Annotated in this window: 24 protein-coding genes and 1 tRNA gene; 9 read left to right on the plus strand and 16 right to left on the minus strand. The window is 64.5% G+C overall.

Going from position 1 to position 25,128, the window contains the following annotated elements:
* Nucleotides 1-324 precede the first annotated feature (324 nt).
* Entirely contained in the window at nucleotides 325-909 is a 585-nt protein-coding gene (locus SARO_RS08155; protein WP_176929340.1) for a LuxR C-terminal-related transcriptional regulator, read from the plus strand.
* A gap of 68 nt (nucleotides 910-977) precedes the next feature.
* On the opposite strand, the gene SARO_RS08160 is transcribed toward SARO_RS08155, so the two are convergent.
* Nucleotides 978-1,054: transfer RNA gene (locus SARO_RS08160), tRNA-Met, on the minus strand.
* A gap of 154 nt (nucleotides 1,055-1,208) precedes the next feature.
* Here SARO_RS08160 and SARO_RS08165 point away from each other — a divergent pair.
* The 3 genes from SARO_RS08165 to SARO_RS08175 all read left to right on the plus strand — a co-directional run bounded on the left by SARO_RS08165 (nucleotide 1,209) and on the right by SARO_RS08175 (nucleotide 5,373).
* Nucleotides 1,209-1,613 carry a DUF2946 family protein gene (locus SARO_RS08165; protein WP_011445278.1) on the plus strand — a complete coding sequence of 135 codons (405 nt, stop codon included), beginning with the start codon at nucleotides 1,209-1,211 and terminating at the stop codon, nucleotides 1,611-1,613.
* 83 nt (nucleotides 1,614-1,696) lie between these two features.
* Nucleotides 1,697-3,991: a TonB-dependent receptor gene (locus tag SARO_RS08170; protein WP_143004895.1), complete on the plus strand. Its 2,295-nt coding sequence runs from the start codon at nucleotides 1,697-1,699 to the stop codon at nucleotides 3,989-3,991.
* The gene (locus SARO_RS08175; protein WP_011445280.1) at nucleotides 3,988-5,373 is read left to right on the plus strand and encodes a PepSY-associated TM helix domain-containing protein; all 1,386 of its coding nucleotides are present in this window, start codon (nucleotides 3,988-3,990) and stop codon (nucleotides 5,371-5,373) included. Before SARO_RS08170 ends, SARO_RS08175 begins: the two co-directional genes overlap by 4 nt.
* A gap of 35 nt (nucleotides 5,374-5,408) precedes the next feature.
* Here the strand turns inward: SARO_RS08175 and SARO_RS08180 are convergent, their stop codons facing one another.
* Entirely contained in the window at nucleotides 5,409-6,092 is a 684-nt protein-coding gene (locus SARO_RS08180; RefSeq protein ID WP_011445281.1) for a response regulator transcription factor, read from the minus strand.
* Nucleotides 6,089-7,603 carry a sensor histidine kinase gene (locus SARO_RS08185; protein ID WP_041550243.1) on the minus strand — a complete coding sequence of 505 codons (1,515 nt, stop codon included), beginning with the start codon at nucleotides 7,601-7,603 and terminating at the stop codon, nucleotides 6,089-6,091. Before SARO_RS08185 ends, SARO_RS08180 begins: the two co-directional genes overlap by 4 nt.
* 352 nt (nucleotides 7,604-7,955) lie before the next feature.
* Here SARO_RS08185 and SARO_RS20640 point away from each other — a divergent pair, with 352 nt between their 5' ends.
* Entirely contained in the window at nucleotides 7,956-8,159 is a 204-nt protein-coding gene (locus SARO_RS20640; protein WP_011445283.1) for a hypothetical protein, read from the plus strand.
* A 2-nt stretch (nucleotides 8,160-8,161) separates the two neighbouring features.
* Here the strand turns inward: SARO_RS20640 and SARO_RS08195 are convergent, their stop codons facing one another.
* The 5 genes from SARO_RS08195 to SARO_RS08215 form a co-directional block, all read right to left on the minus strand.
* The gene (locus SARO_RS08195) at nucleotides 8,162-9,340 is read right to left on the minus strand and encodes an NAD(P)/FAD-dependent oxidoreductase (protein ID WP_011445284.1); all 1,179 of its coding nucleotides are present in this window, start codon (nucleotides 9,338-9,340) and stop codon (nucleotides 8,162-8,164) included.
* Complete coding sequence (locus tag SARO_RS08200) at nucleotides 9,337-10,956, minus strand: NAD(P)/FAD-dependent oxidoreductase (RefSeq protein WP_011445285.1); 1,620 nt, start codon at nucleotides 10,954-10,956, stop codon at nucleotides 9,337-9,339. Before SARO_RS08200 ends, SARO_RS08195 begins: the two co-directional genes overlap by 4 nt.
* Before the next feature lie 42 nt (nucleotides 10,957-10,998).
* Nucleotides 10,999-11,577 (minus strand): nitroreductase family protein, encoded by a 579-nt coding sequence (locus SARO_RS08205; RefSeq protein WP_011445286.1) that lies wholly within the window; start codon nucleotides 11,575-11,577, stop codon nucleotides 10,999-11,001.
* A 75-nt stretch (nucleotides 11,578-11,652) separates the two neighbouring features.
* Nucleotides 11,653-12,066: a DoxX family protein gene (locus SARO_RS08210; RefSeq protein WP_011445287.1), complete on the minus strand. Its 414-nt coding sequence runs from the start codon at nucleotides 12,064-12,066 to the stop codon at nucleotides 11,653-11,655.
* 53 nt (nucleotides 12,067-12,119) lie between these two features.
* On the minus strand, nucleotides 12,120-12,851 hold the full coding sequence (locus SARO_RS08215; protein WP_011445288.1) for a pirin family protein: 732 nt from the start codon (nucleotides 12,849-12,851) through the stop codon (nucleotides 12,120-12,122).
* 124 nt (nucleotides 12,852-12,975) lie between these two features.
* On the opposite strand from SARO_RS08215, the gene SARO_RS08220 reads away from it, so the two are divergent.
* A complete protein-coding gene (locus SARO_RS08220) occupies nucleotides 12,976-13,905 on the plus strand; it encodes a LysR family transcriptional regulator (protein ID WP_011445289.1) in 930 nt (309 codons plus the stop codon).
* A gap of 33 nt (nucleotides 13,906-13,938) precedes the next feature.
* Here the strand turns inward: SARO_RS08220 and SARO_RS08225 are convergent, their stop codons facing one another.
* From SARO_RS08225 to SARO_RS08250, 6 genes are all read right to left on the minus strand, one after another.
* Complete coding sequence (locus SARO_RS08225) at nucleotides 13,939-14,187, minus strand: hypothetical protein (protein WP_143004894.1); 249 nt, start codon at nucleotides 14,185-14,187, stop codon at nucleotides 13,939-13,941.
* 169 nt (nucleotides 14,188-14,356) lie between these two features.
* Complete coding sequence (locus SARO_RS08230; protein WP_011445291.1) at nucleotides 14,357-14,806, minus strand: MaoC family dehydratase; 450 nt, start codon at nucleotides 14,804-14,806, stop codon at nucleotides 14,357-14,359.
* Entirely contained in the window at nucleotides 14,806-16,677 is a 1,872-nt protein-coding gene (locus SARO_RS08235; RefSeq protein WP_011445292.1) for an acetyl/propionyl/methylcrotonyl-CoA carboxylase subunit alpha, read from the minus strand. The genes SARO_RS08230 and SARO_RS08235 overlap by 1 nt, the downstream gene beginning before the upstream one ends.
* A 14-nt stretch (nucleotides 16,678-16,691) precedes the next feature.
* Nucleotides 16,692-18,305 (minus strand): carboxyl transferase domain-containing protein, encoded by a 1,614-nt coding sequence (locus SARO_RS08240; protein WP_011445293.1) that lies wholly within the window; start codon nucleotides 18,303-18,305, stop codon nucleotides 16,692-16,694.
* Nucleotides 18,302-19,288, minus strand: coding sequence for an alpha/beta hydrolase (locus SARO_RS08245; RefSeq protein WP_011445294.1), 987 nt, complete (start codon nucleotides 19,286-19,288; stop codon nucleotides 18,302-18,304). The genes SARO_RS08240 and SARO_RS08245 overlap by 4 nt, the downstream gene beginning before the upstream one ends.
* A gap of 20 nt (nucleotides 19,289-19,308) precedes the next feature.
* Nucleotides 19,309-20,472: an isovaleryl-CoA dehydrogenase gene (locus SARO_RS08250; RefSeq protein WP_011445295.1), complete on the minus strand. Its 1,164-nt coding sequence runs from the start codon at nucleotides 20,470-20,472 to the stop codon at nucleotides 19,309-19,311.
* Nucleotides 20,473-20,573: 101 nt separating this feature from the next.
* Here SARO_RS08250 and SARO_RS08255 point away from each other — a divergent pair, with 101 nt between their 5' ends.
* Complete coding sequence (locus SARO_RS08255) at nucleotides 20,574-21,440, plus strand: LysR family transcriptional regulator (RefSeq protein WP_176929339.1); 867 nt, start codon at nucleotides 20,574-20,576, stop codon at nucleotides 21,438-21,440.
* On the opposite strand, the gene SARO_RS08260 is transcribed toward SARO_RS08255, so the two are convergent.
* Together SARO_RS08260 and SARO_RS08265 are read right to left on the minus strand one after the other, a co-directional pair.
* The gene (locus SARO_RS08260) at nucleotides 21,425-22,060 is read right to left on the minus strand and encodes a murein L,D-transpeptidase catalytic domain family protein (protein ID WP_011445297.1); all 636 of its coding nucleotides are present in this window, start codon (nucleotides 22,058-22,060) and stop codon (nucleotides 21,425-21,427) included. The genes SARO_RS08255 and SARO_RS08260 overlap by 16 nt on opposite strands.
* A 130-nt stretch (nucleotides 22,061-22,190) precedes the next feature.
* Nucleotides 22,191-23,381, minus strand: coding sequence for a cytochrome P450 (locus SARO_RS08265; protein WP_011445298.1), 1,191 nt, complete (start codon nucleotides 23,379-23,381; stop codon nucleotides 22,191-22,193).
* A gap of 112 nt (nucleotides 23,382-23,493) precedes the next feature.
* Here SARO_RS08265 and SARO_RS08270 point away from each other — a divergent pair, with 112 nt between their 5' ends.
* Both SARO_RS08270 and SARO_RS08275 read left to right on the plus strand, forming a co-directional pair.
* Nucleotides 23,494-24,405 carry a helix-turn-helix domain-containing protein gene (locus SARO_RS08270; protein WP_011445299.1) on the plus strand — a complete coding sequence of 304 codons (912 nt, stop codon included), beginning with the start codon at nucleotides 23,494-23,496 and terminating at the stop codon, nucleotides 24,403-24,405.
* Complete coding sequence (locus SARO_RS08275; RefSeq protein ID WP_011445300.1) at nucleotides 24,402-25,058, plus strand: TetR/AcrR family transcriptional regulator; 657 nt, start codon at nucleotides 24,402-24,404, stop codon at nucleotides 25,056-25,058. Before SARO_RS08270 ends, SARO_RS08275 begins: the two co-directional genes overlap by 4 nt.
* Nucleotides 25,059-25,128: the final 70 nt, after the last annotated feature.

Raw genomic sequence — 25,128 nt, forward strand, 5'->3', positions numbered from 1 at the left:
TTATTAAGATTTTTTAACGCTAAATGGTCAGTATAAGTCCCGATGTGGTACCTCTTTGTGGCTAGACTTTTAGTGGTTAAAATGGATTAATACTTCCTAACGATTGGCACTCTGTCCTGCAGATTCTCGAGATGAGATTCGGGGATTTTGGAGGGCTCGCATGAGGTATTGTCCATGAGCAATCTTTCGTCGGAAACGTCTGTCTTTCTGCTCGGCCGTAACAGCATCGGCCGCGAAGGGCTTCGCCTCCTGCTCGAAGGGGGCAGTTTCAGAGTTGCCGTGTCTCAGGAGGAGTACTCCGTTTCCTCCGATTGGCCACGGGACTTGGCAGGTCCGCACCTTATCGTGCTGGATACCGGCAAGGGCGACCAACTCGATCTCCAGGCGATGTTCAAGGGCTACAAGGCATCCTATCCGCAGGCTCGCCTTGTGATCCTCGCCGAAAGCTTCGAGTTCGAAGGCGTGATGCGCGCGTTCGCCGCCGGTGCCGATGGCTACATCGTCAAGGAGATCGGCTGCCAGTCCCTCATGGAATCGCTTCGCCTCATCGCCCTTGGTGAAAAGGTCATGCCAAGCGCGCTCGCGCAGTTCCTTCCCGAAACAATGGAACGTCGCACGCGTCCTGCCCGTCCCGGCCCGGACCTGGCCGGCACCCTCTCCGAGCGCGAAATCGAGACATTCCGTCGCATGTGCCGAGGCGAACCTAACAAGGTCATCGCCCAGAACCTTGGCATAACCGAGGCGACCGTGAAGGTTCACGTCAAGGCGATCCTGCGCAAGCTGCATCTAAAGAACCGTACGCAGGCCGTTGCCTGGGCCTTGGGCGAAGGGGCCGACTTCGGCGGTCCTGACCGCCGCCGTTCTGCAGCCGGCCATTCCAGCACCACGCCTGGTGCCATCGCCGCCTGATCATGGCAGCAGCCAGCGCGGGGTAGGCGAGGACCCGGTTGTGGCTTTCCTGTTCGGGAAGATCGCCGTGGTAGCGGAGGAGGGACTCGAACCCCCGACACGCGGATTATGATTCCGCTGCTCTAACCTGCTGAGCTACTCCGCCCCATGTGCGAACGATGGCGTCCGCGTGGCAGGCCGCGCTCCTAACCTTGGCGGGCGGTGCGGTCAACCGGGTTCGCCGGATTTTTTGTCTTCATTCGGTTTTCATGCACGCGACCGTGACAGCACGGCTTCGGATGGCTAGAGGCGCGTGCGTCATGGGGCGCCTCCGATACTTTCTTCTGGCCCGCCGGGGCCTTGTGCTCGCGCTCGTCGCGCTGGCGATCGGCATGAAGGCGCTGGTTCCGGCCGGTTTCATGGTGGAGACGCACGGGCGTGTCCTGACGGTGGCGATCTGTTCGGACGCCAGCGGCCTGCCAAAGACCACCCGGGAAATCGCCGTACCGTCGAAGGAACCGCGGCGCCAGGGCGGAGAGACGGGCGAGGCCTGTCCGTACGGAGCGCTTTCCATGGCCGCGCTGGGGGCAGGGGCCGATCCGGCGCTTCTTCTGCTCGCGCTCGCCTTCATCCTCCTGCGCGGCTTCCTGCCGGTCCCCGCACTGCGGCTGACGTCCGCGCGCCGAATTCGTCCCCCGCTTCGCGCTCCACCAGTCTTCGGCTGATCTCCATCCAGACCCGGCCTGCTTGGCAGGCCGCAGAGACAGCATGCCCGCGCAATGCGGCGGGCGGGACGAAGGCTTGTATAATGACGACATCACATCGCGCGATTGCCGCGACGTTGGCCGTGGCCGCGTCGGCAGCGGGTTCCCAGGCATTTGCCGAGGAGAAACCAGTCGATGAAACGCATGCAGAGATCATGGTTCTTGGCCAGCGGGAGGCCGTAATGGCGATCCCGGCGAGAGGGCTGGCAGTCAGCCTTGGCAGGGAGCAACTGGATGCCGTGAACGCTTCGAACACGGAAGACCTGATCAAGTACGCGCCGAACTTCTTCGTGCGCAAGCGCTATGCGGGAGACAGCAACGGCGTTCCAGGGTTTCGCGGAACCCATTCAACGCAAAGCGCGCGCACGCTGGTCATGGTGGACGGGTTTGTCGTGTCCAACTTCCTTGGCAACAGCTTCAACTTCGCGCCGAAGTGGGGCGTGGTCGGACCAGGCGAAGTCGAGCAATTCGACGTCGTCTACGGCCCGTACAGCGCGCGCTTTCCCGGAAACGCGATGGGCGGCATCGTCGACATCACGACCCGCGCGCCCCGGGATACCGAAGCCTTTGCGAACGTGCAGGAGATCCTGCAACCCTACAGCCAGTTCGGCGCCCACGATACTTACGAGGGTGGTTCTTTGGAGGCGGGAATCGGCTTGCGACAGAAGGAAGGGCCGTGGTCTCTGCGGGTGAGCGGCCGACACTTTCGCAATACGGGCCAGCCTATGTCGTTCCTTGGCCTGACGCCAGTCTCCGGCTCCGGCGGCGTGGTTGTGACGGGCGCGGTGGTTGATCCGGAACACGAGCGTGCGACGGCCGATGGAACCGGCATTCCCGGAGCCCCCGGCAACGCATCGAACCCGTATTTCGCGGCGCAATCGCCAGCTCGCATCAGGCAGGACCAGGCCAAGGCTCGGATCGGCTATGATGATGGCAGCGTGACCGGAGAGGCCCTGCTGGCATTCTGGCACAACGAGGACAACCAGACAGAGCCGGTATGCTTCCTGAAGGACGAGGCCGGCGAGGCCGTCTGCGAGGGACGAGTCCGTATCGGCACCCAAAGCTACACCGCGTCCGGCGCCACGTTTTCGCGGACGCTGCGCGACGAGCTTCTGGCTGGCCTCCGGCTGTCCGCGCCGATTGCCGAGGAGACCACCGTTCGCCTTGCAGCGTCGACGTACCAGATCCTGCGCAGCGACGGATTTACGTCCGCCAGCCATTCGGCCGGGGTGAGCAACGGGGCCGGCAACCTGGCGCGGCAAGGCCCGACAGGCTGGTGGACGACGGATGTTGCGGTCGAGAACAAGACCGAACGTCGCGAACTGGCTCTTGGCATTTCGGCAAATGCCTATCGCACGGATCAGACCCGTTACAAGCTGACCAACTGGCAAAGCGCAGCCGGAAAAGTGCCGGTAACAAGAACCTTCGGGCGAACGCGCCTGATCTCGGCCTGGGCGGAAGCGCGCCTGCCGATGGGCCCATTGAAGGTCACGGTGGGCGCCCGCCATGACGACTGGCGGGCCTATGACGGCGGCTTGCAGGCAAACCGTTACCCTTCGCGCCACAATAGCTCGTTCGATCCCAGCCTTTCGATCGAATACGGCCTTGGTGACGGAATGCGGATGCAGCTGAGCCTTGCCACGGCCACGCGCTATCCAACTGTGGGTGAATTGTTCCAGGGCAGCCTCAACGGCGACGGCTCGTTCAATTCCGACAGCTTCGATCCCAACCTGAAGCCCGAAAGGAGCCGGGATGCAAATCTGCTCATCGCACGGGATTTTGGCCCGGTCAGGCTTACGGGATCCGTGTTCTACCAGCGCGTGCGCAACACCATCTTCTCCTTCACCGGGTTCAACCAGAACGGCGTCACGACAAGCAACTTCAAGAACATCGAGTTGACGCGACAGGTGGGCACCGAGCTGATCGCGGAGGCCCGCGACTGGCCGATCCAAGGGATGGACATCGACCTTAACGGAGCGTGGATTGATTCCCGGACCCTGCGTAATCCATCGAATAGATCGGCCGAAGGCGTGCAGTTCCCGCGTATTCCGCGCTGGCGGACAAACGGGCACCTGCGCTACTCGGTGGCGCCATCGCTTCAGGTCTCGGTAGGGGCGCGCTTTGCCAGCCGTCCTAACACTGACCTTTTCGGGCAGCAGCGCGGCGACACCTTCGGCTTCACATCCGAGCTATTCGCGCTCGACGCACGGGTTAACTGGAGCGTCCGCTCGAACTTGCGCCTGTCTGCTGGCGTGGACAACCTGACCAATGATCGTGCGTGGGTCTTCCATCCTTACTCGCAGCGCACCTTCTTCCTGGAAGCGGGGTGGACGTTATGAGCCGCGTCGCGCGCTATCGCACGATTCAGCGCTGGCACTTCCTGGCCGGCCTGTTCGTGATGCCGATGCTCCTGCTGCTGTCGGTGACGGGGGGAATCTATCTGTTCAAGCCGCAGGTTGATGCCTGGGAGGAGCGGGCGTTCGACGCGGCTGCCATGGCCGAGGCGCCATCGCTGGCGGTCGCGCCGGATGACCATGTGGCGGCCGCTCTGCGGGCATTTCCGCATGGCTCGTTCCGGTCCTACCGCCTGCCGCGCTCAGAGGGCGCGGCAGCGCTCGTGCTTGTCGGTCTTCCCGACGGAGGCTCTCGCGAAGTATTCGTTTCTCCGCACGGCAGGGTCGTTGGCACCATGGATCCGCGCTGGCGGATCATGCAAGTGGTCCACGACGTTCACGGGCAGTTGCTTGTCGGTCCGCGCGGGAGCTGGCTGGTCGAACTGGCTGCCAGTTGGTCCATCGCGATGATCGCGGGCGGGCTCTACCTTTGGTGGCCACGCGGGCGGGGCACTGCGGGCGTCCTGTGGCCGCGGCTGCATCTTGGCGCGAGGGCGGCCCTGCGCGACATGCATGCGGTGACCGGCTTCTGGGTTTCCGGGCTTGCGCTTGTCCTGCTGGTGACTGGCCTGCCGTGGGCGGACGTCTGGGGCAGCGCCTTCAAGGCGGTGCGGGCCGAGTTCGGCTGGCAGAAGGGCGTGCAGGACTGGACCATCGGCGGACGTGCGCCCGATGCCGGTGAGCACTTCGGGCATGAAGGCATGGGGGATGCCGCGCAATCGCCGGTTACGGGGCGGCCGGTCCACGCGCATGGAAGCCATCATGGGAACGGCGCGACCGGCCCGTTCCTCGCCGAGATCGTGGCCAGGGCAAAGAGTGAGCGGCTTGCATTTCCCGTGGTGGTGACGCCCCCGGGCGCACCCGGTCGCTTTGGAGGAAATAGCGTTGCGGCGTGGACCGTGCGCTCGGACACGCAGAACCGGACCTTGCGGGTGACGCTTACCTATGATGCGCGAAACGGGCGCGAGACATCTCGCGAAACCTTTGCCGACAGGCATCCCATCGACCGGGTCATCGGATATGGCGTCGCGTGGCATGAGGGGCAGCTCTTCGGGCCGGTCAACCAACTGATCGGCGTGCTGACCGTGACCGGGCTTGCCGGGATGAGCGTGACCGGTTTCCTGATGTGGCGGCGGCGCAAGTCCGCGGCCGGTGTCGGGGTGCCCGCTGCCGCGCGGTCCGGCCGTGCAGGGTGGGGATCTTGGCTGGCGCTTGGCACGCTGGCGGCGGTGTTGCCGCTGCTTGCCTTGTCGCTGGTGGCGGTCCTGGCGCTGCAATGGCTGCGGCAACGCACGCCGGATAGCGGAACCGGGCGACTGGCCTCGTAAGTTGAACGAGAGGGGCGCCTTGCCGGCGCCCCTTTTTAAGCGATCAGGCGGTACCCGAAGCCACGCACGTTTTCGACCACTGGCGGGCCGAGGGCGTGGAGCTTGCGGCGCAGTCGGCTCAGGTAGACTTCGACAATGTTGGTCAGGGGATCGTCCTCCATTCCCCAGACTGCGCGAAGGATTTCGGTGCGCGAGATCACCGTGCCCGGCGATTCCATCAAGAGACGCAGTACACCCATTTCCTTGACCGTGAGCTGCACCGGCGTGCCTGCCCTCGTCAGGGTCATCGTGCGCGGATCGAAGTGTAGGTCGCCGACGGTGATCCGTCCATCGGGCTGTACCTTGCCACCTTGCGAGGGTGCCATGCGACGCTTGATCGCGTCCATGCGCGCCAGCAGTTCCTCGAACGCGAAAGGCTTGGTCAGGTAATCATCCGCGCCACCCTTGAGCCCGCGAATGCGATCTGCAATCTCGTCACGCGCCGTAACCATGATGATCGGCATGGTGGAACCCTGTTCGCGCAGGCGCGCGCAGACTTCGAAACCATCCATGTCCGGCAGGTTCACGTCGAGCAGGATGAAGTCGAATGCGAGGGAGGCTGCAAGCTCTAGCCCTGTGGAGCCGTCGGTCGCGAGGGTGACCTTGCAGCCTTCCTGGGTAAGGCCACGGTGCAAGGCACCCGCCAGTTCGATCTCGTCCTCGATGATGAGTATTCTCATGCGATGATTCCATGTGCCGTCCCGCTTGGCGGGAGGGGGAGACGTATCGATACCCGGGTTCCTTCATGGAGCCGGCTCTCTAGGCTGATCGTGCCACCGAGCGCTTCCAGAATGGACCTGGCAATGGAAAGGCCGAGGCCCTGGCCACTGCCGACTTTGCGGCTGCCGCGACGGAAGCGCTGGAACAGGTGGGGAATGTCTTCGGCGGGGATGCCGTCCCCCTGGTCCGACACCTCGATTACCGCGTCGCCCTCTTCCTGACGGATAGCGACTTCCACGTGAGGTGCATGTGAGGAATAGCACACGGCATTGTCCACGACGATGCGGATCACCTGTTGCAGGCGGACCGCATCGCCTTCGACGATCAGTGCATCGGGGCATTCGGTCAGGATGATCTGTCCGCCATCATCCTCGATCACGCGGTGGAAATCGTCGATGCAGGTGCGTGTTGCGGCAACCACATCGAATGGCGCGATGACGGTCTGCAGCATCGGCTCTTCGGCACGGGCGACCTGCAACATGTCTTCGATCATTTCGGCCATGAGCGCGGAAAGCCGAACCACGCGGTCGAGCCCGGTCCTGAGTTCGTCCATGTCCGCATCCGCCTTGCGCAGTGTGATTTCGGCTTCGCTGCGCATGATCGACAGGGGCGTGCGCAATTCGTGGCTGGCATCGGCCAGGAATTGCCGCCGCAGCCGGTTCGCCCGTTCGAGGGAGCGGTTGGTCGTGGCGAGTTCGGATGTCCGGCGCGCAACCGCACGTTCCAGTTCCTCGTTCGTACGCTGCATCGACAAGGCGGCTTCTTCGACGCGCGCGGCCATCGTGTTGAAGCTGTTGGCGATGGTACGAAACTCGGTTGTGCCGACGACCGGGACGCGGCGATCGTAGCGGCCTTCGGCCATTTCCCGCGTGCCGCGCCACAATGCGCCGAGCGGGCGGATGACCTGGCGCTGACCCCATATGAGGGCAAGAATGCCGAATATGCCAACGACCGACACCGTAAGGAACAGGGTGTCGGACACGCTCTGGAAGGTTTCGATGGAGCTGCGCTGGTATTCCTTTGCTTCGCGTTCTTCGACCTTGATGGCTTCGAAGACTAGGTCTTCCCACAGAGTCTCCCGGCCGTCGCCCATGAGCGACTTTTCCAGGTTGGCCCCGATCACGTGAAGCTTCGCCCGCTGCTTGACTTCTTCCTCGATGGATTTGGCCCGGTTGCGGCGATCGAGCGGGGTTTCGCTGATCAGGCGGATTTCGGCATTGATGTACCGTTCAGCATTTGTGACGTGCGAACGGACTCCGTCGATGTACAGCAGGCGGTCCTTCGCAAAGCCTTCCGGATCGACGTAGCGTTCCTGCTGCAGCGTGTAGCCGAGCACGGCGAGGCGCTGGAATGCGCTGAGCGACTGGGATGAGGCTTCGGAGCGGGCATGCTGTGCGCGTACGACGCCGAGCGCATGGCGCGCGATAACGCCGGGCACTGCCACTGTCAGCATGACGAAGGCGAGCGTCATCCACAGCTTAAGGCGGAGCGCATTCACGAGATGGACCTCTGCCGCTGGATCCGCGCCCCGACGGGTCCGCAAGGCGGCCGAACGCTCTGACCAGACACAGCCAGCAGAAGGCGCCGCACTTCAAGACACATCGATAAGGTTCCCCGGCCCATTTGCCACGTTCGCGACCCTATGCGAAGTGAACGGCGGGCGATAACATAAGGTACATTTTGTCCCGCCCTTGGCCGGCAAGCAACGAAGTCGGCAATTAAAATTCAATGAACCGCAACGCCATCGCAAGGATTGTGACGTCGAAAACGGTGTAATCGTACAGAAGGATGACAGTTTCGTATGGAAATTGTATCCGGTCCGGATGCGTACCACCCATGATGCTGTGACCGTAAGACTTTATCACCTGGGCGACGGCCCGGAAGGCGGTATCGCTGAAACACTGTGCTATGGCCCGCTCGACAAGGCGCTGGAAATGGCGGCAGCCCAGCCCGAGGCGATCCAGGCCGGGCTCTATATCGCGACCGACAATGATGTAGTCGCCTACCTCGACCTGATCGGTGGTTAGGCCTAGAGCGCTTCGCCCGCCGCGCGGCCGCTGGCCCAGGCCCACTGGAAGTTGTAGCCGCCAAGCCACCCGGTGACGTCGACTGCCTCGCCCACGGCAAAAAGCCCGGAAACCTTCGTTGCCTCCATCGTCTTTTGCGACAGGGCGCGTGTGGAAATGCCGCCGGCCATGACCTCGGCCTTGGCATAGCCTTCAGTTCCCGTGGGCTGGAACGGCCAGCGGGCAAGGCGCTCTTGCGCGGCGCGCAGGCCGGCGTCACGGCAGTTGCCGAGTTCGCTTTCGATGGAAAGCCGGTCGGCCAGCGCTTCGGCGAGCCGTTCGGGTAGGCGGCGGGCAAGTGTCGAGCGAAGGGTTGCGCGGGGCCGGACGCGTTTTTCCTCGAGCAGCCAGTCGCTCTGCGCATCGGGCAGGAAATCGACGGCGATCGGCGTGCGGTGCTGCCAGTAGGACGAGACCTGGAGCATTGCCGGACCCGACAGCCCGCGATGGGTAAAGAGGGCGGCCTCGCGGAAGGAAACCTTGCCTGTGCGCGCCACGACTTCGGCCGAGACGCCCGATAGCGAGCGGAACAACGCCTCGTCCTCGCCCAGGGTGAATGGCACGAGAGCGGGGCGGGTCTGCACGACTGGCAGGCCGAAGCGGCGTGCAAGGTCGAGCGAAAAGCCCGTGGCGCCCATCTTCGGGATCGAAAGGCCGCCCGTTGCAAGGACAAGCGAAGGCGCCGTGCGTTCGCGTCCATCGACCGTGATGCGGAAGAGCCCGTCGCCATGGTCGACGGCGGTGACGGGCGCCCCGAACGAGAAGGCAACGCTTCCGTCGCGGCATTCCGCCACGAGCATGTCGACGATCTGGCGCGCGGAATGGTCGCAGAAAAGCTGGCCGAGCGTCTTCTCGTGCCACGCAATGGCGTGGCGGTTCACCAGGGCGAGGAAGTCCGCCGGGGTGTAGCGGGCAAGGGCGGAACGGGCGAAGTGGGGGTTTTCGGAGAGGTAGCGGTCTGGCGCAGTGTGGATATTGGTGAAGTTGCAGCGCCCTCCGCCCGAGATCAGGATCTTTTTGCCTGGTTCGGGGGCGTGGTCCACGAGAAGGACACGACGACCGCGCTGGCCGGCGGTGAGGGCTGCCATCATGCCCGCCGCTCCCGCGCCGAGGACTATTGCATCAAAGGTGGCGGCGCTCACTTTACGAGCTGCGCGGCGAGGGCCTCGGCCACCTTGATGCCATCTACTGCCGCCGAGAGAATGCCGCCGGCATAGCCCGCGCCTTCGCCGGCCGGGTAGAGACCACGGGTGTTGAGGCTCTGGCAATCGGCGCCGCGAGTGATCCGGACGGGCGAGGACGTACGGGTCTCGACGCCGGTCATCACCACGTCGGGATGGTCATAGCCGGGGACCATGCGGCCAAAGGCGGGAAGCGCCTCGCGGATGGATTCGATGACGAAATCGGGTAGGCACTTCTTGAGTTCGGTGAGGTGTACGCCCGGCTTGTAGCTGGGGATCACGTCGCCAAATTCGGTCGAAGGCTGGTCGGCAAGGAAATCGCCTAGCTTCTGTCCAGGCGCCATGTAGTTGGCGCCGCCAGCCTCGAACGCGAGGCTCTCCCAGTGACGCTGGAACGCGATGCCTGCCATCGGGCCGCCGGGATAATCGCGGCTGGGGTCGATATCGACGACGAGCCCCGAATTGGCGTTGAATTCGGCGCGGGAATACTGGCTCATGCCATTGGTGACGACGCGTCCTTCCTCGCTCGTCGCGGCGACCACGCGACCGCCGGGGCACATGCAGAATGAATAGACCGTGCGTCCGTTCGAGCATTTGTGCGAGATCGAATAGGCGGCGGGCCCCAGGATCTTGTTGCCCGCGCTCGGGCCGTAACGGGCCGTGTCGATCCAGCTTTGCGGATGCTCGATGCGCACGCCGATTGCAAAGGGCTTGGCCTCGATATGCACGCCCCGGTCGTCGAGAACGTGGAAGGTGTCGCGCGCGGAATGTCCCACGGCCATGATGACGTGACGTGCCGGCTGGAACGAACCGTCAGACAGGTGCAGGCCGACGAGTTGACGATTGCCCTGCCCATCGGTCTCGATCTCGAAGTCGTCGACCCTGGTCTGGAAGCGATATTCGCCGCCAAGGCTTTCGATCGTCTCGCGCATCGACATGACCATGGTGACAAGGCGGAAGGTGCCGATGTGCGGGTGAGCTTCGGTCAGGATGTCGTCTGGCGCGCCGGCCTTGACGAATTCCACCAGAACCTTGCGACCAAGATGGCGCGGGTCCTTGATCCGGCTGTAGAGCTTGCCGTCGGAAAAGGTGCCTGCGCCGCCTTCGCCGAACTGGACGTTCGACTCCGGCGTCAGGACGGAGCGGCGCCACAGGCCCCAGGTGTCCTTGGTGCGTTCGCGAACCGCCTTGCCGCGCTCGATTATTATCGGCTTGAGGCCCATCTGGGCCAGGATCAGTGCCGCCAGCAGTCCGCAGGGGCCCGCGCCGATGACGACGGGCCGTTCGCCGTCCCAGCCAGCGGGGGCCATGACCGGAAACTTGTAGGAAGTGTCCGGGGTGGAACGGACATTCTGGTCTTCGGCAAAGCGGGCAAGGATTTCTGTCTCGTTCCTGACCACGCAGTCGACCACGTAGGTAAGAAGGATCGCATGCTTCTTGCGCGCGTCGTTGCCGCGGCGGAAGATCTGGTAGCGTTCGAGGTCAGTGGGCTCGATGCCCAGACGCGCGCAGATTGCTGCCGAAAGGTCCTCGGCGGCGTGGTTCAGTGGCAGCTTGAGTTCATTGATGCGAAGCATGGCGCCGCCCTAGCCAAATTCGGCGGGCGGCGCCACTCGTGCTTAGTCCTTGAACGGACCGGCGAATGCGATCTCGCTGACGGGCTTGCGGTCGCTGACGATTTCGCGTTCGCGCAGCATGTCGGGAAGCTGCGACTTGTCGCCCTGGCGGCCGATCACAAACGCCATTTCGACGCGGTAGCCTTCAGGCAGGTTGAGCACTTCGGCCGCCTTCTCGAAGTCGACGCCGGTCATGCCATGGGTATGAAAGCCCAGCGCCAGAGCCTGGAGGGCGGCGTTGGCCCATGCGGCGCCGGTATCGAAGCTGTGGCTGTGGTTGGGGTTGTCGCCCCGGTCGCTGCGCATGAACTCGTCCGAGACCGCGAATACGAGAACGCCGGCGTCCTTGGCCCAGGTCTGGTTGAACGGAACCAGCGCCGAAAGGAAGGCGTCGAAGTTGGCGTCGCCGCGATGGGCATAGGCAAAGCGCCACGGCTGGTAATTGTAGGCACTTGCAGCAAGGCCCGCTGCTTCGAAGATCACGTCGAGGTCTTCCTGCGGCACGGCCGAACCGTCGAATGCGCGGGGGCTCCAGCGGTTGACGATGTTGGGCAGGACGCGGGGAGAGGCGGTACGGGTCATGGGATGCTCCTTGATCTGGGCGGTAGACAACAGGTGGGGCCGGGACGGTCAAGCCATCCCGGCCCCCGGGGGGTATCAGCGGCGGTCGAAGGCGAAGCGGCCGGGCCCGAAGGCGGCAACCTGCAGCAGACCACCGGCAATTGCGATGTTCTTGAAGAAGTGGATGAACTGGTTCTGGTCAGCGAGATTGGCGTGGAAGCCGAACGCGGCGGCCAGGCTGAACCCGGCGATACCGAGCGCCACGATCCGGGTCTGGAAGCCGGCGACGAGCAGCAGCCCGCCGATCAGTTCCACAGCGACCGCAAGGGCATAGGCGACAGTCGGCAGGGGCAGGCCCGCGCTCTGGATATAGGCGATAGTGCCGGCCGGATCGGCGAGCTTTGACGCGCCGCTGAGGACGAAGATTGCGGCGATGAGGACCCGGCCGGTCGCAGCGAGAACGCTGGAGGACGAGGAGGCGGGCGCAAGATCAAGCGTGGTGGCAGTCATGGGATCGGTCCTTGAATTGGGCGCGTGCAGCGGGGCATGCGCAAAGATGGTGGTCATGCCGCTGCGTCGACGAGGACGAGTTCGGCATCTTCCAGTGCCGTGACGATGATCTCGCTAAGGCCCGTCAACGCGATGCCGTCGCGGGCATTGGCTTCGACATCGCCGACGCGGATCCTGCCCCGGGCGGGCACGAGATAGGCGTGACGGTCTTCGGTCAGCGCGTAGCGTATGGTCTCGCCGGCCTTGACGGTCGCGCCCAGCACGCGGGCATTGGCATTGATCGGCAGCACGTCGGTGTCACCTTCGATGCCCGATGCCAGCGGCACGAAACGGCCTTCGCGGCTGTCCTTGGGGAAGGGGCGCGCACCCCAGCTCGGCGCGTGGCCGCGACGGTCCGGGATGATCCAGATCTGGAACAGGCGGGTTTCCTCGTCTTCCAGGTTGTATTCGGAATGCTGGATGCCGGTTCCCGCCGACATGACCTGCACGTCGCCTGCTTCGGTCCGGCCCGAGTTGCCAAGGCTGTCGCGGTGCGAGATCGCGCCCTTGGTAACATAGGTGACGATTTCCATGTCGCGGTGCGGATGCGGCGGGAAGCCGGTCTTCGCGGCGATCACGTCGTCGTTCCACACCCGCAACGCGCCCCAGTTGGTACGGGCGGGATCGTGGTATTCGCCGAACGAGAAATGGTGGTGGGCATCAAGCCAGCCGTGGTTAGCCGCTCCGATGGAGGCGAACGGGCGCAGTTCGATGTGGGCGCCGGTTCCGGTCTTGGTCTGGGTCATGGCGATTTCTCCGAGAGGCGGCGGGTTGGATGCCGTCCTGTTGAGCTCCAGATAGGGCTTGCGATCCGATCGGATAATTCCGATAAAATGAACCAAGATATTCGGATAATTCGAAAGGTCGGCTGTGGACGTCGGGCAACCAACTCTCGATCAGTTGCGCCTGTTCCTCGCCGTGGTGGACGAGGGCAGCTTCAACGGGGCGGCCCGCAAGCTGGGCCGCGCGATTTCGGCCGTTAGTTATGGCATCACCACGCTCGAGGCGCAGCTTGGCGTGACGCTGTTCGAGCGCGAGGGGTCGCGCAAGCCGGTGCTGAGCGATGCGGGCAAGGCCATGCTGGCGCAGGCACGGGCGGTGTCGGACGACGTGGACGCGCTTGTCGCGGGGGTCAGGAGCTTCAACCAGGGCCTCGAAAGCGAACTCGGTCTGGCGCTCGACGTTATGTTCCCGACCCATCTCGTCGCCGAAGTGCTGCGCGAGTTCCAGCAGGTGTTCCCGACCGTCCAGTTGCGCCTCCATGTCGAGGCACTGGGCGCGATTGCTGCGTTGGTGGTCGAAGGGGAGGCGGAACTGGGTATCGGCGGCCCGGAGCTTGTCGCTTTGCCCGAACTGGAGCGGGTGGCCATCGGTTCGGTCGAACTGATCCCCGTTGCGGCGCCCAGCCATGCGTTGGCGCGGATGGAGACCATCCCCCCAGGCGAGGCGCGCAAGCATCGCCAGCTCGTGCTGACGGATCGCTCGCGGCTTACCGATGGGCGCGATTTCTCGGTCGTCGCGGCCAGCACCTGGCGCCTCGGCGATCTGGGCGCGCGCCATGCGCTGATGCGAGAGGGGATCGGGTGGGGCAACATGCCGCGCCACCTGGTCGATGCCGACATTGCATCGGGCAGGCTGGTGAGGCTCGCGATCCCCGAAGCACCGGGCATGGCTTATACGTTCCACGCGCTCTGGCGGCGGGATTGCCCGGTGGGTCCGGCGCGAGCCTGGATGCTCGATGCCCTGCGCGCGCGGCTGGCTCGCTGTCCGGACGCGGAACCGCCCCGCCAGTGGGGTTGACGGGGCGGAACAGGTGTTCGTGAGGTCTTGAAATCAGCAGCCGTTGCTCTTCCGCTTGAACGCGGCATTGTCGTTCGCGCGGATCTTGGCAATCTGGAGGCCCGGCGAGTTCGGGAAACCGTCTTTCGGGCCAAGCGCCTTGCCCGGGTTTGCCGACCCTTGCGCGGCGGAAGCGGCCTTGCCGTCCGAAGCGCGGGTGCCGGCAAGTGCGGCGACCGGTGCGAGCGTTACTGCCGCAGCGGCAAGCCCGAGCGCCAGTCGGCGGAATTCAAATGTCGTCATCATGGTGCCCCCCGGGGAGTGGTCGTTTCGACGTGGAGGCACCGTAGATCCCATACGATGCCGACAGCAACGACTTCCACGGAATCGGGTTTAATATTCCGCAAGGTTTGTAATTAACTTGAAATTCACCAAAAGTTTTTAGTCCGAAATGACTATTACGTCGCGCGGATTACTGCCGTTTTTTGAGCAGCGCGGTGCGCAGGCAACGGCAGACGACCTCTTCGCGCTGGTTGATAAGCTCATGTTTGAAAGTGACAATTCCGGCATCGGGACGTGACTTGCTCTCGCGCAGGTCAGTCACCTCGCTGGTCGCGCGCATGGTATCGCCGATGAACACGGGCGAAGGCATTGCAAGCTTGTCGTAGCCCAGATTCGCAACCAGCGTACCGAGAGTCGTGTCGCCGACCGACAGCCCGACCATCAGCGCGAATGTGAAGGTGCCGTTGACGAGGATCTGGCCGAACTCGCTTGCCTTCGCTGCCTCTGCGTCGATGTGCAGCGGTTGTGGATTGTGGGTCATGGTCGAGAACAGGAGATTGTCGGTCTCTGTCACGGTGCGGCGGATTTCGTGGCTGATCCGGTCGCCCACCTGCCACTCGTCGAAGAACTTGCCAGCCATCAGGCTTCTCCCTTTTCGATCTTCGCCAGCAGTGCCTCGACCTGAACCTGTCCGCCCGGCGCGGCGTTGAGTTCGGCCACGACACCGTCGAAGGGGGCGGTGAGGGCATGTTCCATCTTCATTGCCTCGAGCACCATGAGTTTCTGGCCCTTGGTCACCGACTGGCCTGCGGATACATCGACCGAGATGACCTTGCCGGGCATGGGGGCGAGGATGGCCCCATCCGAGGCTGCGCCGCCGGAGCCCCCGTCGGCCCGCGCCAGGCGCACGCGAAAGCGCTCGCCACCTTCGTCGATCGTCGTCGCGTCTTCGCCGGGCCAGTAGTCGAACGCCGGTTCGGGTGGCAGTTCGGTCGTGAACGTCCGGCCGAACTGGTCGGAAAGACGAACGTCGCGGCGCGGGGCAGCGTTCATGCGGAAGCCGGACCGGCTCGACCATGGCGTCGCGCCCGGCGTGCCGGCAAGGCGCATTGCGGCCAGAGCCAGACCCTCGCGGGAAGGCTCGGGCCGGGTGGCGAGGGTTTCGAGATTGCGCTCGATCAGGCCGGTGTCGACGACCCCGGCCTCGAACGCCGCGTGGCCCAGCAGGCGCCAGAGGAAGCCGCTGTTGGTGACGAGCGGTCCGACGATGCCTTCGTCAAGTGTCTCGCGCAGCGCAGAGACGGCTTCAGTCCGGGTCGGGCGGTGGACGATGAGCTTGGCGATCATCGGATCGTAGAAGGGCGAGATTTCCGCGCCCGCCTCTACCCCCGTATCAATGCGCGCATGATGGTGCGGGAAGTGGAAATCGTCGACGCGCCCGATGCTGGGCAGGAAGCCCCGGGTCGGGTCCTCGGCGTAGAGCCGGGCTTCCATCGCCCAGCCGTTGATCGATAGCTCGTCTTGCCGCTTGGGCAGCGGCTCACCCGACGCGACGCGGAGCTGCCATTCGACGAGGTCGACGCCGGTGATCTCCTCGGTCACCGGATGTTCCACCTGCAGGCGCGTGTTCATTTCCATGAACCAGATCCGGTCCGCGCGCAGGCCTTCGGAGCCATCGGCGATGAATTCGATGGTGCCCGCGCCTTCATAGTCGACCGCCTTGGCCGCGCGGACGGCGGCCGCGCAGACAGCCTCGCGGGTCGCTTCGTCCATGCCGGGCGCAGGGGCCTCCTCGATCACCTTCTGGTGCCGCCGCTGAAGCGAGCAGTCGCGTTCGAACAGGTGGACGACGTTGCCGTGGGCGTCGCCGAAGACCTGAACCTCAATGTGCCGCGGGGAAAGGATGTACTTCTCGATAAGCACACGGTCGTCGCCGAACGAGGAGGCAGCCTCACGGCGGCACGAGGCGAGCGCTTCGGCAAAGTCCGCCGCGGCATCGACGCGCCGCATGCCCTTGCCGCCTCCGCCCGCGACGGCCTTGATCAGTACCGGGTAGCCGATGGCGTCGGCCTCGGCCTGCAATCGCTCCGCCGATTGATCCTCGCCCAGATATCCCGGCGTCACCGGCACGCCTGCCGCGATCATGCGGGCCTTGGCGGCGTCCTTGAGGCCCATCGCGGTGATCGAGTGCGGCTTCGGGCCAACCCAGACCAGGCCCGCGTCGAGAACGGCCTGAGCGAACTCGGCATTCTCCGAGAGGAACCCATAGCCGGGGTGGATGGCCTCAGCGCCAGTGGTGAGCGCGGCGGCAATGATGCGCTCTCCCACCAGATAGCTTTCGCGCGCTGCTGCCGGACCTATGTGGACTGCTTCGTCGGCCGAGCGGACGTGCAGGGCATTGGCATCGGCATCGGAATAGACCGCCACTGTGCGAACGCCCATGCGCCGCGCTGTACGGATCACGCGACAGGCAATTTCGCCGCGATTGGCGACGAGGAGGGATTTGATCATCGGTCTGGCCTCCATCACATCCTGAACACCCCGAACCGGGGCGCCTCCGCAATCGGCGCTTCGAGACAGGCCTCGAGGGCGAGCCCCAGCACGTCGCGGGTCTGGACGGGGTCGATCACGCCGTCGTCCCACAGCCTTGCGGTGGCGTGGTAAGGGTTGCCTTCGTCCTCGTACTTCTGGCGGATCGGTGCCTTGAAGGCCTCGGCTTCCTCGGGCGTCCACTTGTCCGCATCGCGGTGGACGGTCGCGAGCACCGAGGCGGCCTGTTCGCCGCCCATCACCGAGATGCGGGCGTTGGGCCACGTGAACAGGAAGCGCGGCTGGTAGGCCCTGCCGCACATGCCATAGTTGCCCGCGCCGAAGCTGCCGCCAATCAGCACGGTTATCTTGGGCACCTGCGCAGTGGCGACGGCGGTCACCAGCTTTGCACCGTGCTTGGCGATTCCTTCGGCCTCGTACTTTCCGCCTACCATGAAGCCCGAGATGTTCTGGAGGAACAGCAACGGAATGCGACGCTGGCAGGCAAGTTCGATGAAGTGCGCGCCCTTCTGCGCGCTTTCGGAAAAGAGCACGCCGTTGTTGGCAAGGATCGCGACGGGAAGTCCATGGATATGGGCAAAACCGCAAACCAGCGTTGCGCCGTAATGTGCCTTGAACTCGTGGAACTCGCTGCCATCCACGATCCGCGCGATCACTTCGTGCACATCATAGGGGGCGCGTACGTCCTCGGGGATGATCGAGTAGAGATCCTCCGCCGGATAGATCGGCTCCTTCACCTCCCGCACCGCCGCCATGGCGGGGTTCTCGAGACGTCCAACCCCATCCAGATGCGAAACGATGTCCCGCACGATGGTCAACGCATGCTCGTCGTTGTCGGCCAGATGGTCCACCACGCCAGACTTGCGCGCATGAAGGTCGCCACCGCCAAGTGCTTCGGCGGTGATCTCTTCGCCCGTCGCCGCCTTCACCAGCGGCGGTCCGGCGAGGAAAATCGTGCCCTGTTCGCGCACGATGACGGTCTCGTCGCTCATCGCCGGCACATAGGCGCCGCCCGCCGTGCACGATCCCATGACGCTGGCGATCTGCGGTATGCCGCGCGCGCTCATGTTGGCCTGGTTGTAGAAGAAGCGGCCGAAGTGGTCGCGGTCGGGAAAGACGTCGGCCTGGTTCGGCAGGTTCGCACCGCCGCTGTCGACCAGGTAGATGCAGGGCAGGCGGTTTTCGCCCGCGATCTCCTGCGCGCGAAGGTGCTTTTTCACGGTCATCGGGAAGTAGGTGCCGCCCTTCACCGTCGCGTCGTTGGCGAAGACCATGCACTGGCGCCCCGAAACCCGGCCTATCCCGGCAATGATCCCAGCACCGGGCACCTCGTCGTTGTACATGCCGTTCGCGGCGAGTTGGCCGATCTCGAGAAAGGGCGCACCGGGATCGAGCAGTCGCTCCACTCGCTCGCGGGGGAGGAGTTTGCCGCGCGAGACGTGCCGTTCGCGGCTGCGTTCGTCGCCGCCGAGGGCAGCCTTCGCCACTCTTTCGCGCAGTTCCCCCGCCAGCGCGCGGTTATGCGCCGCGCGGGCCTGCGCCTGCTCGGAATTGAGGTCGACGTTGCTCGAGAGGACCGGTGCGCTCAACGCGTGCTGCCTTTCAGGTGACGGGTGAAGAAGGGAAGAACTTTGGTGACAAAGCGCTCCTTCACGCGGTTGCCGTGGTCGCCCACATAGATCTCCCAGTCGTGCGCGATGCCGAACCGGGTCAGTGTTTCGTGAATCAGTTCATCGTCCGCCCGCACGAAGTCGGTATCGCCGGTATCGATGGCGATGCCGCTCATCCGCCGCAGCGCGGGCAGATATTGTGATGCCATCGCCACGGGGGAGTTCGCCGCCCACTTGGCAATGACGAGATCGTTGACCTTGCCGTCACTGGTGCCAAGGTCGGCGTAGAATGGCGGCTTGGAGGGGTTGGGCGACCATGCCGCTGCCACTGCGAAGTTGCCCCGGCTCATCCAGTCAGCCGCCAGTGCCTGATCGACCGTCCAGGCTTCGTACTTCGCATCGGCTGACGAGGCAGGGCGCGGAATCTGGCAGCACGGGTTCATCGCATAGAGCGCGCTGAACACGTCCGGGCGCTTCATGCCGAGCTTGAGCGTGCCATAACCTCCCATCGAATGTCCGGCGAGGCCGCGCGCCTCGCGCCTGGGGATCGTGCGGAAATTCTTGTCCGTCCAGGCAATCAGCTCGTTGGCAATGAAATCCTCAAAATTTCCGACGGTTGGCGAGTTCGAATACATCGAGCCGCCCCATTTCGTCATGCTGTCCGGAAAGACGAGGATCACTTCGGCTCGGGCTGTTCTCAATGCAGCCTCATAATCCGTTCCTTCGACGTACTTGCTGGCTGTCGAGTTGAAGCCGTGCAGGAAATAGACGACCGGATAGCGCTTGCCCTTGGCCTTGTCGTAGGTGTCCGGGAGGACAACGTAGACGGTACGGTCAGCCGAGTTGCCTTCAAGATTGCCCTCTACCGCTGCGCTGTGAACGGTCGCCTTCTCCACCCGCGCAAGTGCGGGTTGGGCAAGGCAAAGCGTGGCAGCGCAGGCAAGGATCGTTTTCAGGCGCATCGTTCTCTCCGCAAGGTCCGTTATCGTGCGCCGATCAGCTCCCTGCCGATCAGCATCCTGCGGATTTCATTGGTTCCGGCGCCGATGTCGAGCAGTTTGGCATCGCGCAGGTAGCGTTCCACCGGCCAGTCCTTGGTATAGCCCGCGCCGCCGAGCGCCTGCACGGCCTCGCCCGAAACGCGGAAGGCGTTCTCGCTCGCCAGAAGGATGGCCCCGGCGGCGTCGAACCGCGTGGTCTGGCCTGCATCGCAAGCCTTGGCCACGGCATAGACATAGGCCCGGGCCGACTGAATCGCGACATACATGTCGGCGACCTTGGCCTGCATCAGCTGGAACGTGCCGATCGGCTGGCCGAACTGCTTGCGTTCGCGCACGTAGGGGATGACCGTGTCGAGGCATGCCTGCATGATGCCGATCTGCATGCCTGCCAGCACCACGCGTTCATAGTCCAGCCCGCTCATCAACACGCCGACGCCGCCGTGGAGCGGACCCATTACGTTTTCTTCCGGAACGAAGCAGTCGTCGAACACCAGTTCGCAGGTGGGCGAGCCGCGCAGGCCCATCTTGTCGATCTTCTGGCCGATGGAGAAGCCGGGCATGTCCTTCTCGATCAGGAAGGCGGAGATGCCCCGGCTGCCCGCTTCGGGCGAGGTCTTGGCGTAGACCACCAGCGTATCGGCATAAGTGCCGTTGGTGATCCAGAATTTCGTTCCGTTGAGGCGGAAGCCGCCGGCTACCGCATCGGCGCGCAGCTTCATCGAGACCACGTCAGACCCGGCGCCTGCTTCCGACATGGCCAGGCTGCCGACGTGTTCGCCCGAGATCAGCTTCGGCAGGTACTTCGCCTTCTGCTCGTCGTTGCCCCAGCGCCGTATCTGGTTGACGCAGAGGTTCGAGTGCGCGCCGTAGGACAGCCCAACCGAACCGCTTGCCCGGCTCACTTCCTCGACCGCGATGACGTGATCGAGATAGCCCAGGCCAAGGCCGCCGAATTCTTCCTCCACCGTGATGCCATGCAGACCGAGCGCGCCCATCGGCTCCCACAGTTCCCTTGGGAAGCGGTCGTTGCGGTCGATCTCGGCGGCGAGGGGGGCAATCTGCTCGTCGGCGAAGCGACCGGCGGCCTCGCGGATCATCAGGGCGCTTTCGGTCAGTCCAAAGTCGAAATCAGGCGTGGCGCGCATTTCGGCATCCTCTCGCAACTCTTTTCGGGGCCAACGATACCATTGCCAAAGTCGCGATCAAAATTGATTTGATCCGGGATTTGCGATAGATTTTTCCTATGATGAAACGAGCCCAGCTCCGCCACTTCCTGGCGCTTGTCGAAAGCGGCAACTTCACCCGCGCGGCGGAGCGGCTGGCGATCTCGCAGCCCACGCTTTCCGCCTCGATCGCCGAACTCGAACGGATGGCCGGCACACGTCTGTTCCTGCGCGAGAAGCGGCAGGTCCGCCTGACTGCGGCTGGCGCGCGGCTCGTCAACCATGCGCGGGCAATCGAGCGCGAGTTCCGGGCTGCCGAAGCAGCCTTCGTCGAAGCCCCGGTACCACTGGCGCCGCTGCGACTGGGCACGATACCGTCGGTGTCGACCGCGATGCTTTCCGCGGCGGTGCGGCGCTGGACCGGCCCTCAGCCGCTGACGCTGGTTGAAGGCACGGATGCAGAATTGCGGCGCAAGCTGGGCGAGGGGCAGGTCGATGTCATCCTTACGCTGCTACGCCCCGAGGATGCGGACCGTCCATCGCTGCGACTGCTGGAGGAGGGGTATCGCCTGCTCCTGCCGGAAAGCCACGCCCTGGCAGGGGCTGCGCTGATCGATGCGCGCGACGTTGCGTCCGAGACGATGATCGCGCGCCGTTCGTGCGAGATCCTGGGGGAGACCAGCCGCTGGTTCACCCAACGCGGCGTGCGCCCGCCGTTCTTCCTGCGCTCTTCGAACGACGATCGATGCATCGAGATGGTGCGGGCGGGGATGGGAGTCACCACCGCGCCGCAATCGCTGGCGCGGGACGGAGTCGTGGCGGTACAGCTTGCCGATTACGATTTCCGGCGGACGCTCGGCCTTGTCGGCGGACGCGACCGGCCGGACCTTGTGGCAGAGGAGGGCGCGCTTGCCGAAGCGCTGCGCGCCGCGTTCTACTTCACGGCGTAGAGCAGGCGCCCTTCGCCGAGGCGTTCCAGGACGCCCGAAATGTCGTCGTTCGAGAAGGCGAAGCAGCCCTGGCTGCGACCGATCCGGCCCTGCGTACGGGCCATGTCCTCGTCGACGTAGCTTGCCGCGTGGATCACGATGCCGCGTTCGAGCGCCGCACTGTTCGCATCCTCAAGTCCGATCAGCCGCCGCGACCGGCCATGCTTCCCGTAATAGGTCGTGCCGGTGAGGAAGGCACCTGGGCTGGAGGCGTTGGAGCCGAACCGGTTGGAGAAGCGCTGCACCCATCCGCTGTTGGCCGGGTCCGAACCGCTCCCATGCGAGACGAGGTGCGACGAGAGAACCGTGCCTCCGACGACGTCGATCAGGTGGAACCGCGCCTCGCGCGAGGGCTGCGAGAAATCGACCAGCCCGACGAGGTCGCGGTGGCTGATGTGCGCCCCATGCGCATCGAGCGCGGCGACCGCGCGCTGAACCATCAGCGGCGGCGTCGGCTGCGAGAAAGGAGTGGCGTCGATTGCCTTGGGAGGTGTGATTGCCGCTGCAGGCTGGCCCGAAACGGCCATGCTACCCAGCGTTGCTGCCAAGGCGCCCAAAAATTGGCGCCGGTCAGGAACCATTATGCGAGACCCCGGTTATCCGTCATTGGTCCCGAATTTGTATGCTGCACGTCACACCTTCAAGTGCGGCGGCCCATCCTTGCGACGAGTCGTGCATGACCCGCCGCCTGTCGAGCCGCCGCGCGGAAACTCAGGCCTTCTTTTCGAGCATGAGCGACTTCGGACTGCGGAAGTTGGATGAAGGCACCCAGTCGAGCGGGGCGTCGGCACGCCGGAAATCGGGCACCGCCTTCAGGAGTTCCTCGTAGGCGATCTGCGTCGCCAGGCGCCCGATCATCGAGCCAAGGCAGGCGTGGACACCGCCGCCGAAGCCGAGGTGGCGCCGCGGCTTGCGGGTGATGTCGTAGACGTCCGGATTCTCGAACATCCGCTCGTCGCGATTGGCTGATCCATAGGCGAGGATCACCGCGTCGCCAGCCTTCATCACCTGTCCGTGAAGCTCCACGTCCCGCGTCAACGTCCGTTTGAATCGCTGGGCGGAAGTGTTGAACCGCAACGATTCCTCGATCGCATCGGGGATCAGCGAAGGGTCGGCAACCAGCGCGCTGCGCGCTTCGGGATAGTCGGCAAGGTTCAGGCCGAACATTGCCATGAAGCCCGAAAGGCTTTCGATGCCCGCCATGATCAGCGTGGTGACGGTAAGCTGGACTTCCTTGTCGAGCAACTTCTCCCCGTCGATCTCGGCGGTGATGAAGCTGGACAGGAGGTCGTCGCCGGGGTTCGCCTTGCGCGAGGCGACCAGCTTTTCGGCGTAGTCCGCCATCCAATGGAACGCCGCGAGATGTTCGGGGCTCTTCTGGCGCGTGACCGGATCGGTCTGGACCATCAGCACCGCGTTCTCGCGCACCTGCTGCGCGCCTTCGTCCGGCAGGGCGAAAAGGTAGAAGAGGAGGTCGACCGTCAGCTTCGACGTGTAGTCGCCCACCAGGTCGAACACCGGCTTGTCCGCCAGCGCGGCCAGATGCGCCTGGGCCGATGCCCGGGCTGGTGCGATAATGTGTTCAAGCGCACGCTTGGTCACGGCCGACTGGATGAGGGCGCGCAGGCGGTCATGGCGCGGCGGATCACTCGATCCCAGCGTCGAGCCGGCGCGACCGGGAAACTCGTCCACGAGGTTGCCCTTGGCGGAAGAATAGGTCCGCCAGTCCTGCAGCGCTGCAAGCACGTCGTCATAGCGCGAGAGCACCCACTTTCCGGCCTCCTCGGACCAGAAGCAGGGGTATTCGTCGCGCAGCACCTTGTAGGCGGGGAACGGGTCGGCGTCGATTGCCGGGGAATATGGGTCGAAGCGGAATTGCGGCCGCTCGATCACGGTAGCCATGAGCCTGTGTCCTCTCTCAAGTGCCCGGCATCCTGCCTCTGCACGGTGAGGAAGGCGACGCAGGTTCGCCGCAATTCCTTGTACTTTTCATGCAATCGGTCAGATTGGCGCGATGCGTACCCCAGCCTTCAATCGCTACGCCCTCTACGGAGAACAGGGAGTTTCTCTTCCGCCGGAGTTCGTGCACCTCGAACGGATCTACGATCGGTCGAGCGTGAACGAATGGACGATCGAGCCACATGCGCATCCCCACATGGTGCAACTCCTGCTGGTCGAGGAAGGTGGTATGGAACTGGCTGGCGAGAGCGGCCGAAGCCTCCTGCGGGCCCCGGCACTGATCCTTGTTCCGCCATCGTGCATCCACGCCTTCCGCTTCGATCCCGGTGCCGAGGGTTGGGTGCTGTCGCTTGCCGCGACACTCGCCAATGATCCCCGGCTCGCCGGTCTGCTCGACGCCCTGCCAGCGCTGAAGGGCAGCAGCAAGGCGGTGCCGCTCGACGGCATGCCCGCGATGGCGGCACGCCTGCGCTGGCTGCTGGCCGACCTTGCGCTGAGGCTGGGGCAGGGGGGGCAGGCCGGGCCGGCGTTGCTGGCCCATGTCGCGTTCGTCCTGGCGACGGCGGGCGAAGCCGCGTCGCTTGCCGAAGGGCAGGGCTTGCCTGACGGGCGCGAACCTCTGGTGGCCCGCTTTCGCACGCTGGTGGAAGAGCGCTATCGCGACCACTGGCCGGTCACCGCCTATGCAAGCGCACTCGGCACCACGCCATCGACGTTGACCCGCGCCACCCGCCTGTTGGCAGGCAAGGCGCCGGCCGACATGGTTCACGACCGCCTGCTTCTCGAAGCGAAGCGCAACCTGGCCTTCACCGGCGCCACCGTCGCCCAGATCGCCTATGCCCTGGGATTTGCCGATCCGGCCTACTTCGCCCGCTTCTTCAAGGCACGCACGGGTTTCACTGCGAGCGATTTCCGGAAAAACCGCGCGTGGACGAGCGTCGAAATGCGCGATAATCCGCCCGCATGAACGCGCCGCCACTATCCCGCAAGCGCAAGGTCGATGTCGAACGCCGGGCCGAGATCGGTCGCGAGCGCCGCGCCCGCACGCGCGCTCGCATCCTTGCTGTCACCTTCGACATCTTCGGTCGTGAGAACGGGCTCTATTGCCGGGTCGAGGAAGTCTGTGCGGCGGCGGGAATTACGCGCCAGACCTTCTACAACCACTTCACGGGCATGGAAGACCTGCGCGAGGCGCTGACATGGGAAGTCAGCCACGATTTCCTCGTCGCCGTGACAGCTTCGATCGACGCCATGCCCGATGCGGCGCGGCGCACCGCCGCCGCTGTCCGCTATTACCTCGAGCGGGGGCGCGTGGACCCGCGCTGGGCCTGGTCCATCGTCAACCTCTCGGCAAACGGCGTGGTCTTCGGCGCGGAAACCTTTGCCCAGGCCCGAAGGACCATAGCAGAAGGCATCGAGGCAGGCCTGTTCACCGTATCGGACGACAGGATCGGACGCGACATCGTCATGGGCGCGACGCTTTCCGCGCTGTTCACGCAACTGCGCGAAGCTACGCCTGACGACTACCCCCGCCAGGTGGCAGGCGCGGTCCTTGCCGCGCTCGGCTGCGATGCCTCCCGATGTGCCGCCGTCGCGGCCTTGGCCTTGCCGCACCTTTGACCGCTTCTCTGGGTGCCGTCGACCGGTCGCCATGGCGCGGCTTGACTCCTTGCGCCTGCTGCGGATATCA

Origin of the sequence: Novosphingobium aromaticivorans DSM 12444 (genome assembly GCF_000013325.1) — a bacterium.
GTDB classification, from domain to species: Bacteria; Pseudomonadota; Alphaproteobacteria; order Sphingomonadales; family Sphingomonadaceae; genus Novosphingobium; species Novosphingobium aromaticivorans.

Bases quoted from the DNA above. Each gene is read 5' to 3' on its own strand.
- SARO_RS08165 (WP_011445278.1), top strand. From the start codon at position 1,209: ATGGGGCGCCTCCGATACTTTCTTCTGGCCCGCCGGGGCCTTGTGCTC.
- SARO_RS08170 (WP_143004895.1), top strand. From the start codon at position 1,697: ATGACGACATCACATCGCGCGATTGCCGCGACGTTGGCCGTGGCCGCG.
- SARO_RS08175 (WP_011445280.1), top strand. From the start codon at position 3,988: ATGAGCCGCGTCGCGCGCTATCGCACGATTCAGCGCTGGCACTTCCTG.
- SARO_RS08180 (WP_011445281.1), bottom strand. From the start codon at position 6,092: ATGAGAATACTCATCATCGAGGACGAGATCGAACTGGCGGGTGCCTTG.
- SARO_RS08185 (WP_041550243.1), bottom strand. From the start codon at position 7,603: ATGACGCTCGCCTTCGTCATGCTGACAGTGGCAGTGCCCGGCGTTATC.
- SARO_RS20640 (WP_011445283.1), top strand. From the start codon at position 7,956: ATGCGTACCACCCATGATGCTGTGACCGTAAGACTTTATCACCTGGGC.
- SARO_RS08200 (WP_011445285.1), bottom strand. From the start codon at position 10,956: ATGCTTCGCATCAATGAACTCAAGCTGCCACTGAACCACGCCGCCGAG.
- SARO_RS08205 (WP_011445286.1), bottom strand. From the start codon at position 11,577: ATGACCCGTACCGCCTCTCCCCGCGTCCTGCCCAACATCGTCAACCGC.
- SARO_RS08210 (WP_011445287.1), bottom strand. From the start codon at position 12,066: ATGACTGCCACCACGCTTGATCTTGCGCCCGCCTCCTCGTCCTCCAGC.
- SARO_RS08215 (WP_011445288.1), bottom strand. From the start codon at position 12,851: ATGACCCAGACCAAGACCGGAACCGGCGCCCACATCGAACTGCGCCCG.
- SARO_RS08225 (WP_143004894.1), bottom strand. From the start codon at position 14,187: ATGACGACATTTGAATTCCGCCGACTGGCGCTCGGGCTTGCCGCTGCG.
- SARO_RS08230 (WP_011445291.1), bottom strand. From the start codon at position 14,806: ATGGCTGGCAAGTTCTTCGACGAGTGGCAGGTGGGCGACCGGATCAGC.
- SARO_RS08235 (WP_011445292.1), bottom strand. From the start codon at position 16,677: ATGATCAAATCCCTCCTCGTCGCCAATCGCGGCGAAATTGCCTGTCGC.
- SARO_RS08245 (WP_011445294.1), bottom strand. From the start codon at position 19,288: ATGCGCCTGAAAACGATCCTTGCCTGCGCTGCCACGCTTTGCCTTGCC.
- SARO_RS08250 (WP_011445295.1), bottom strand. From the start codon at position 20,472: ATGCGCGCCACGCCTGATTTCGACTTTGGACTGACCGAAAGCGCCCTG.
- SARO_RS08255 (WP_176929339.1), top strand. From the start codon at position 20,574: ATGAAACGAGCCCAGCTCCGCCACTTCCTGGCGCTTGTCGAAAGCGGC.
- SARO_RS08260 (WP_011445297.1), bottom strand. From the start codon at position 22,060: ATGGTTCCTGACCGGCGCCAATTTTTGGGCGCCTTGGCAGCAACGCTG.
- SARO_RS08265 (WP_011445298.1), bottom strand. From the start codon at position 23,381: ATGGCTACCGTGATCGAGCGGCCGCAATTCCGCTTCGACCCATATTCC.
- SARO_RS08270 (WP_011445299.1), top strand. From the start codon at position 23,494: ATGCGTACCCCAGCCTTCAATCGCTACGCCCTCTACGGAGAACAGGGA.
- SARO_RS08275 (WP_011445300.1), top strand. From the start codon at position 24,402: ATGAACGCGCCGCCACTATCCCGCAAGCGCAAGGTCGATGTCGAACGC.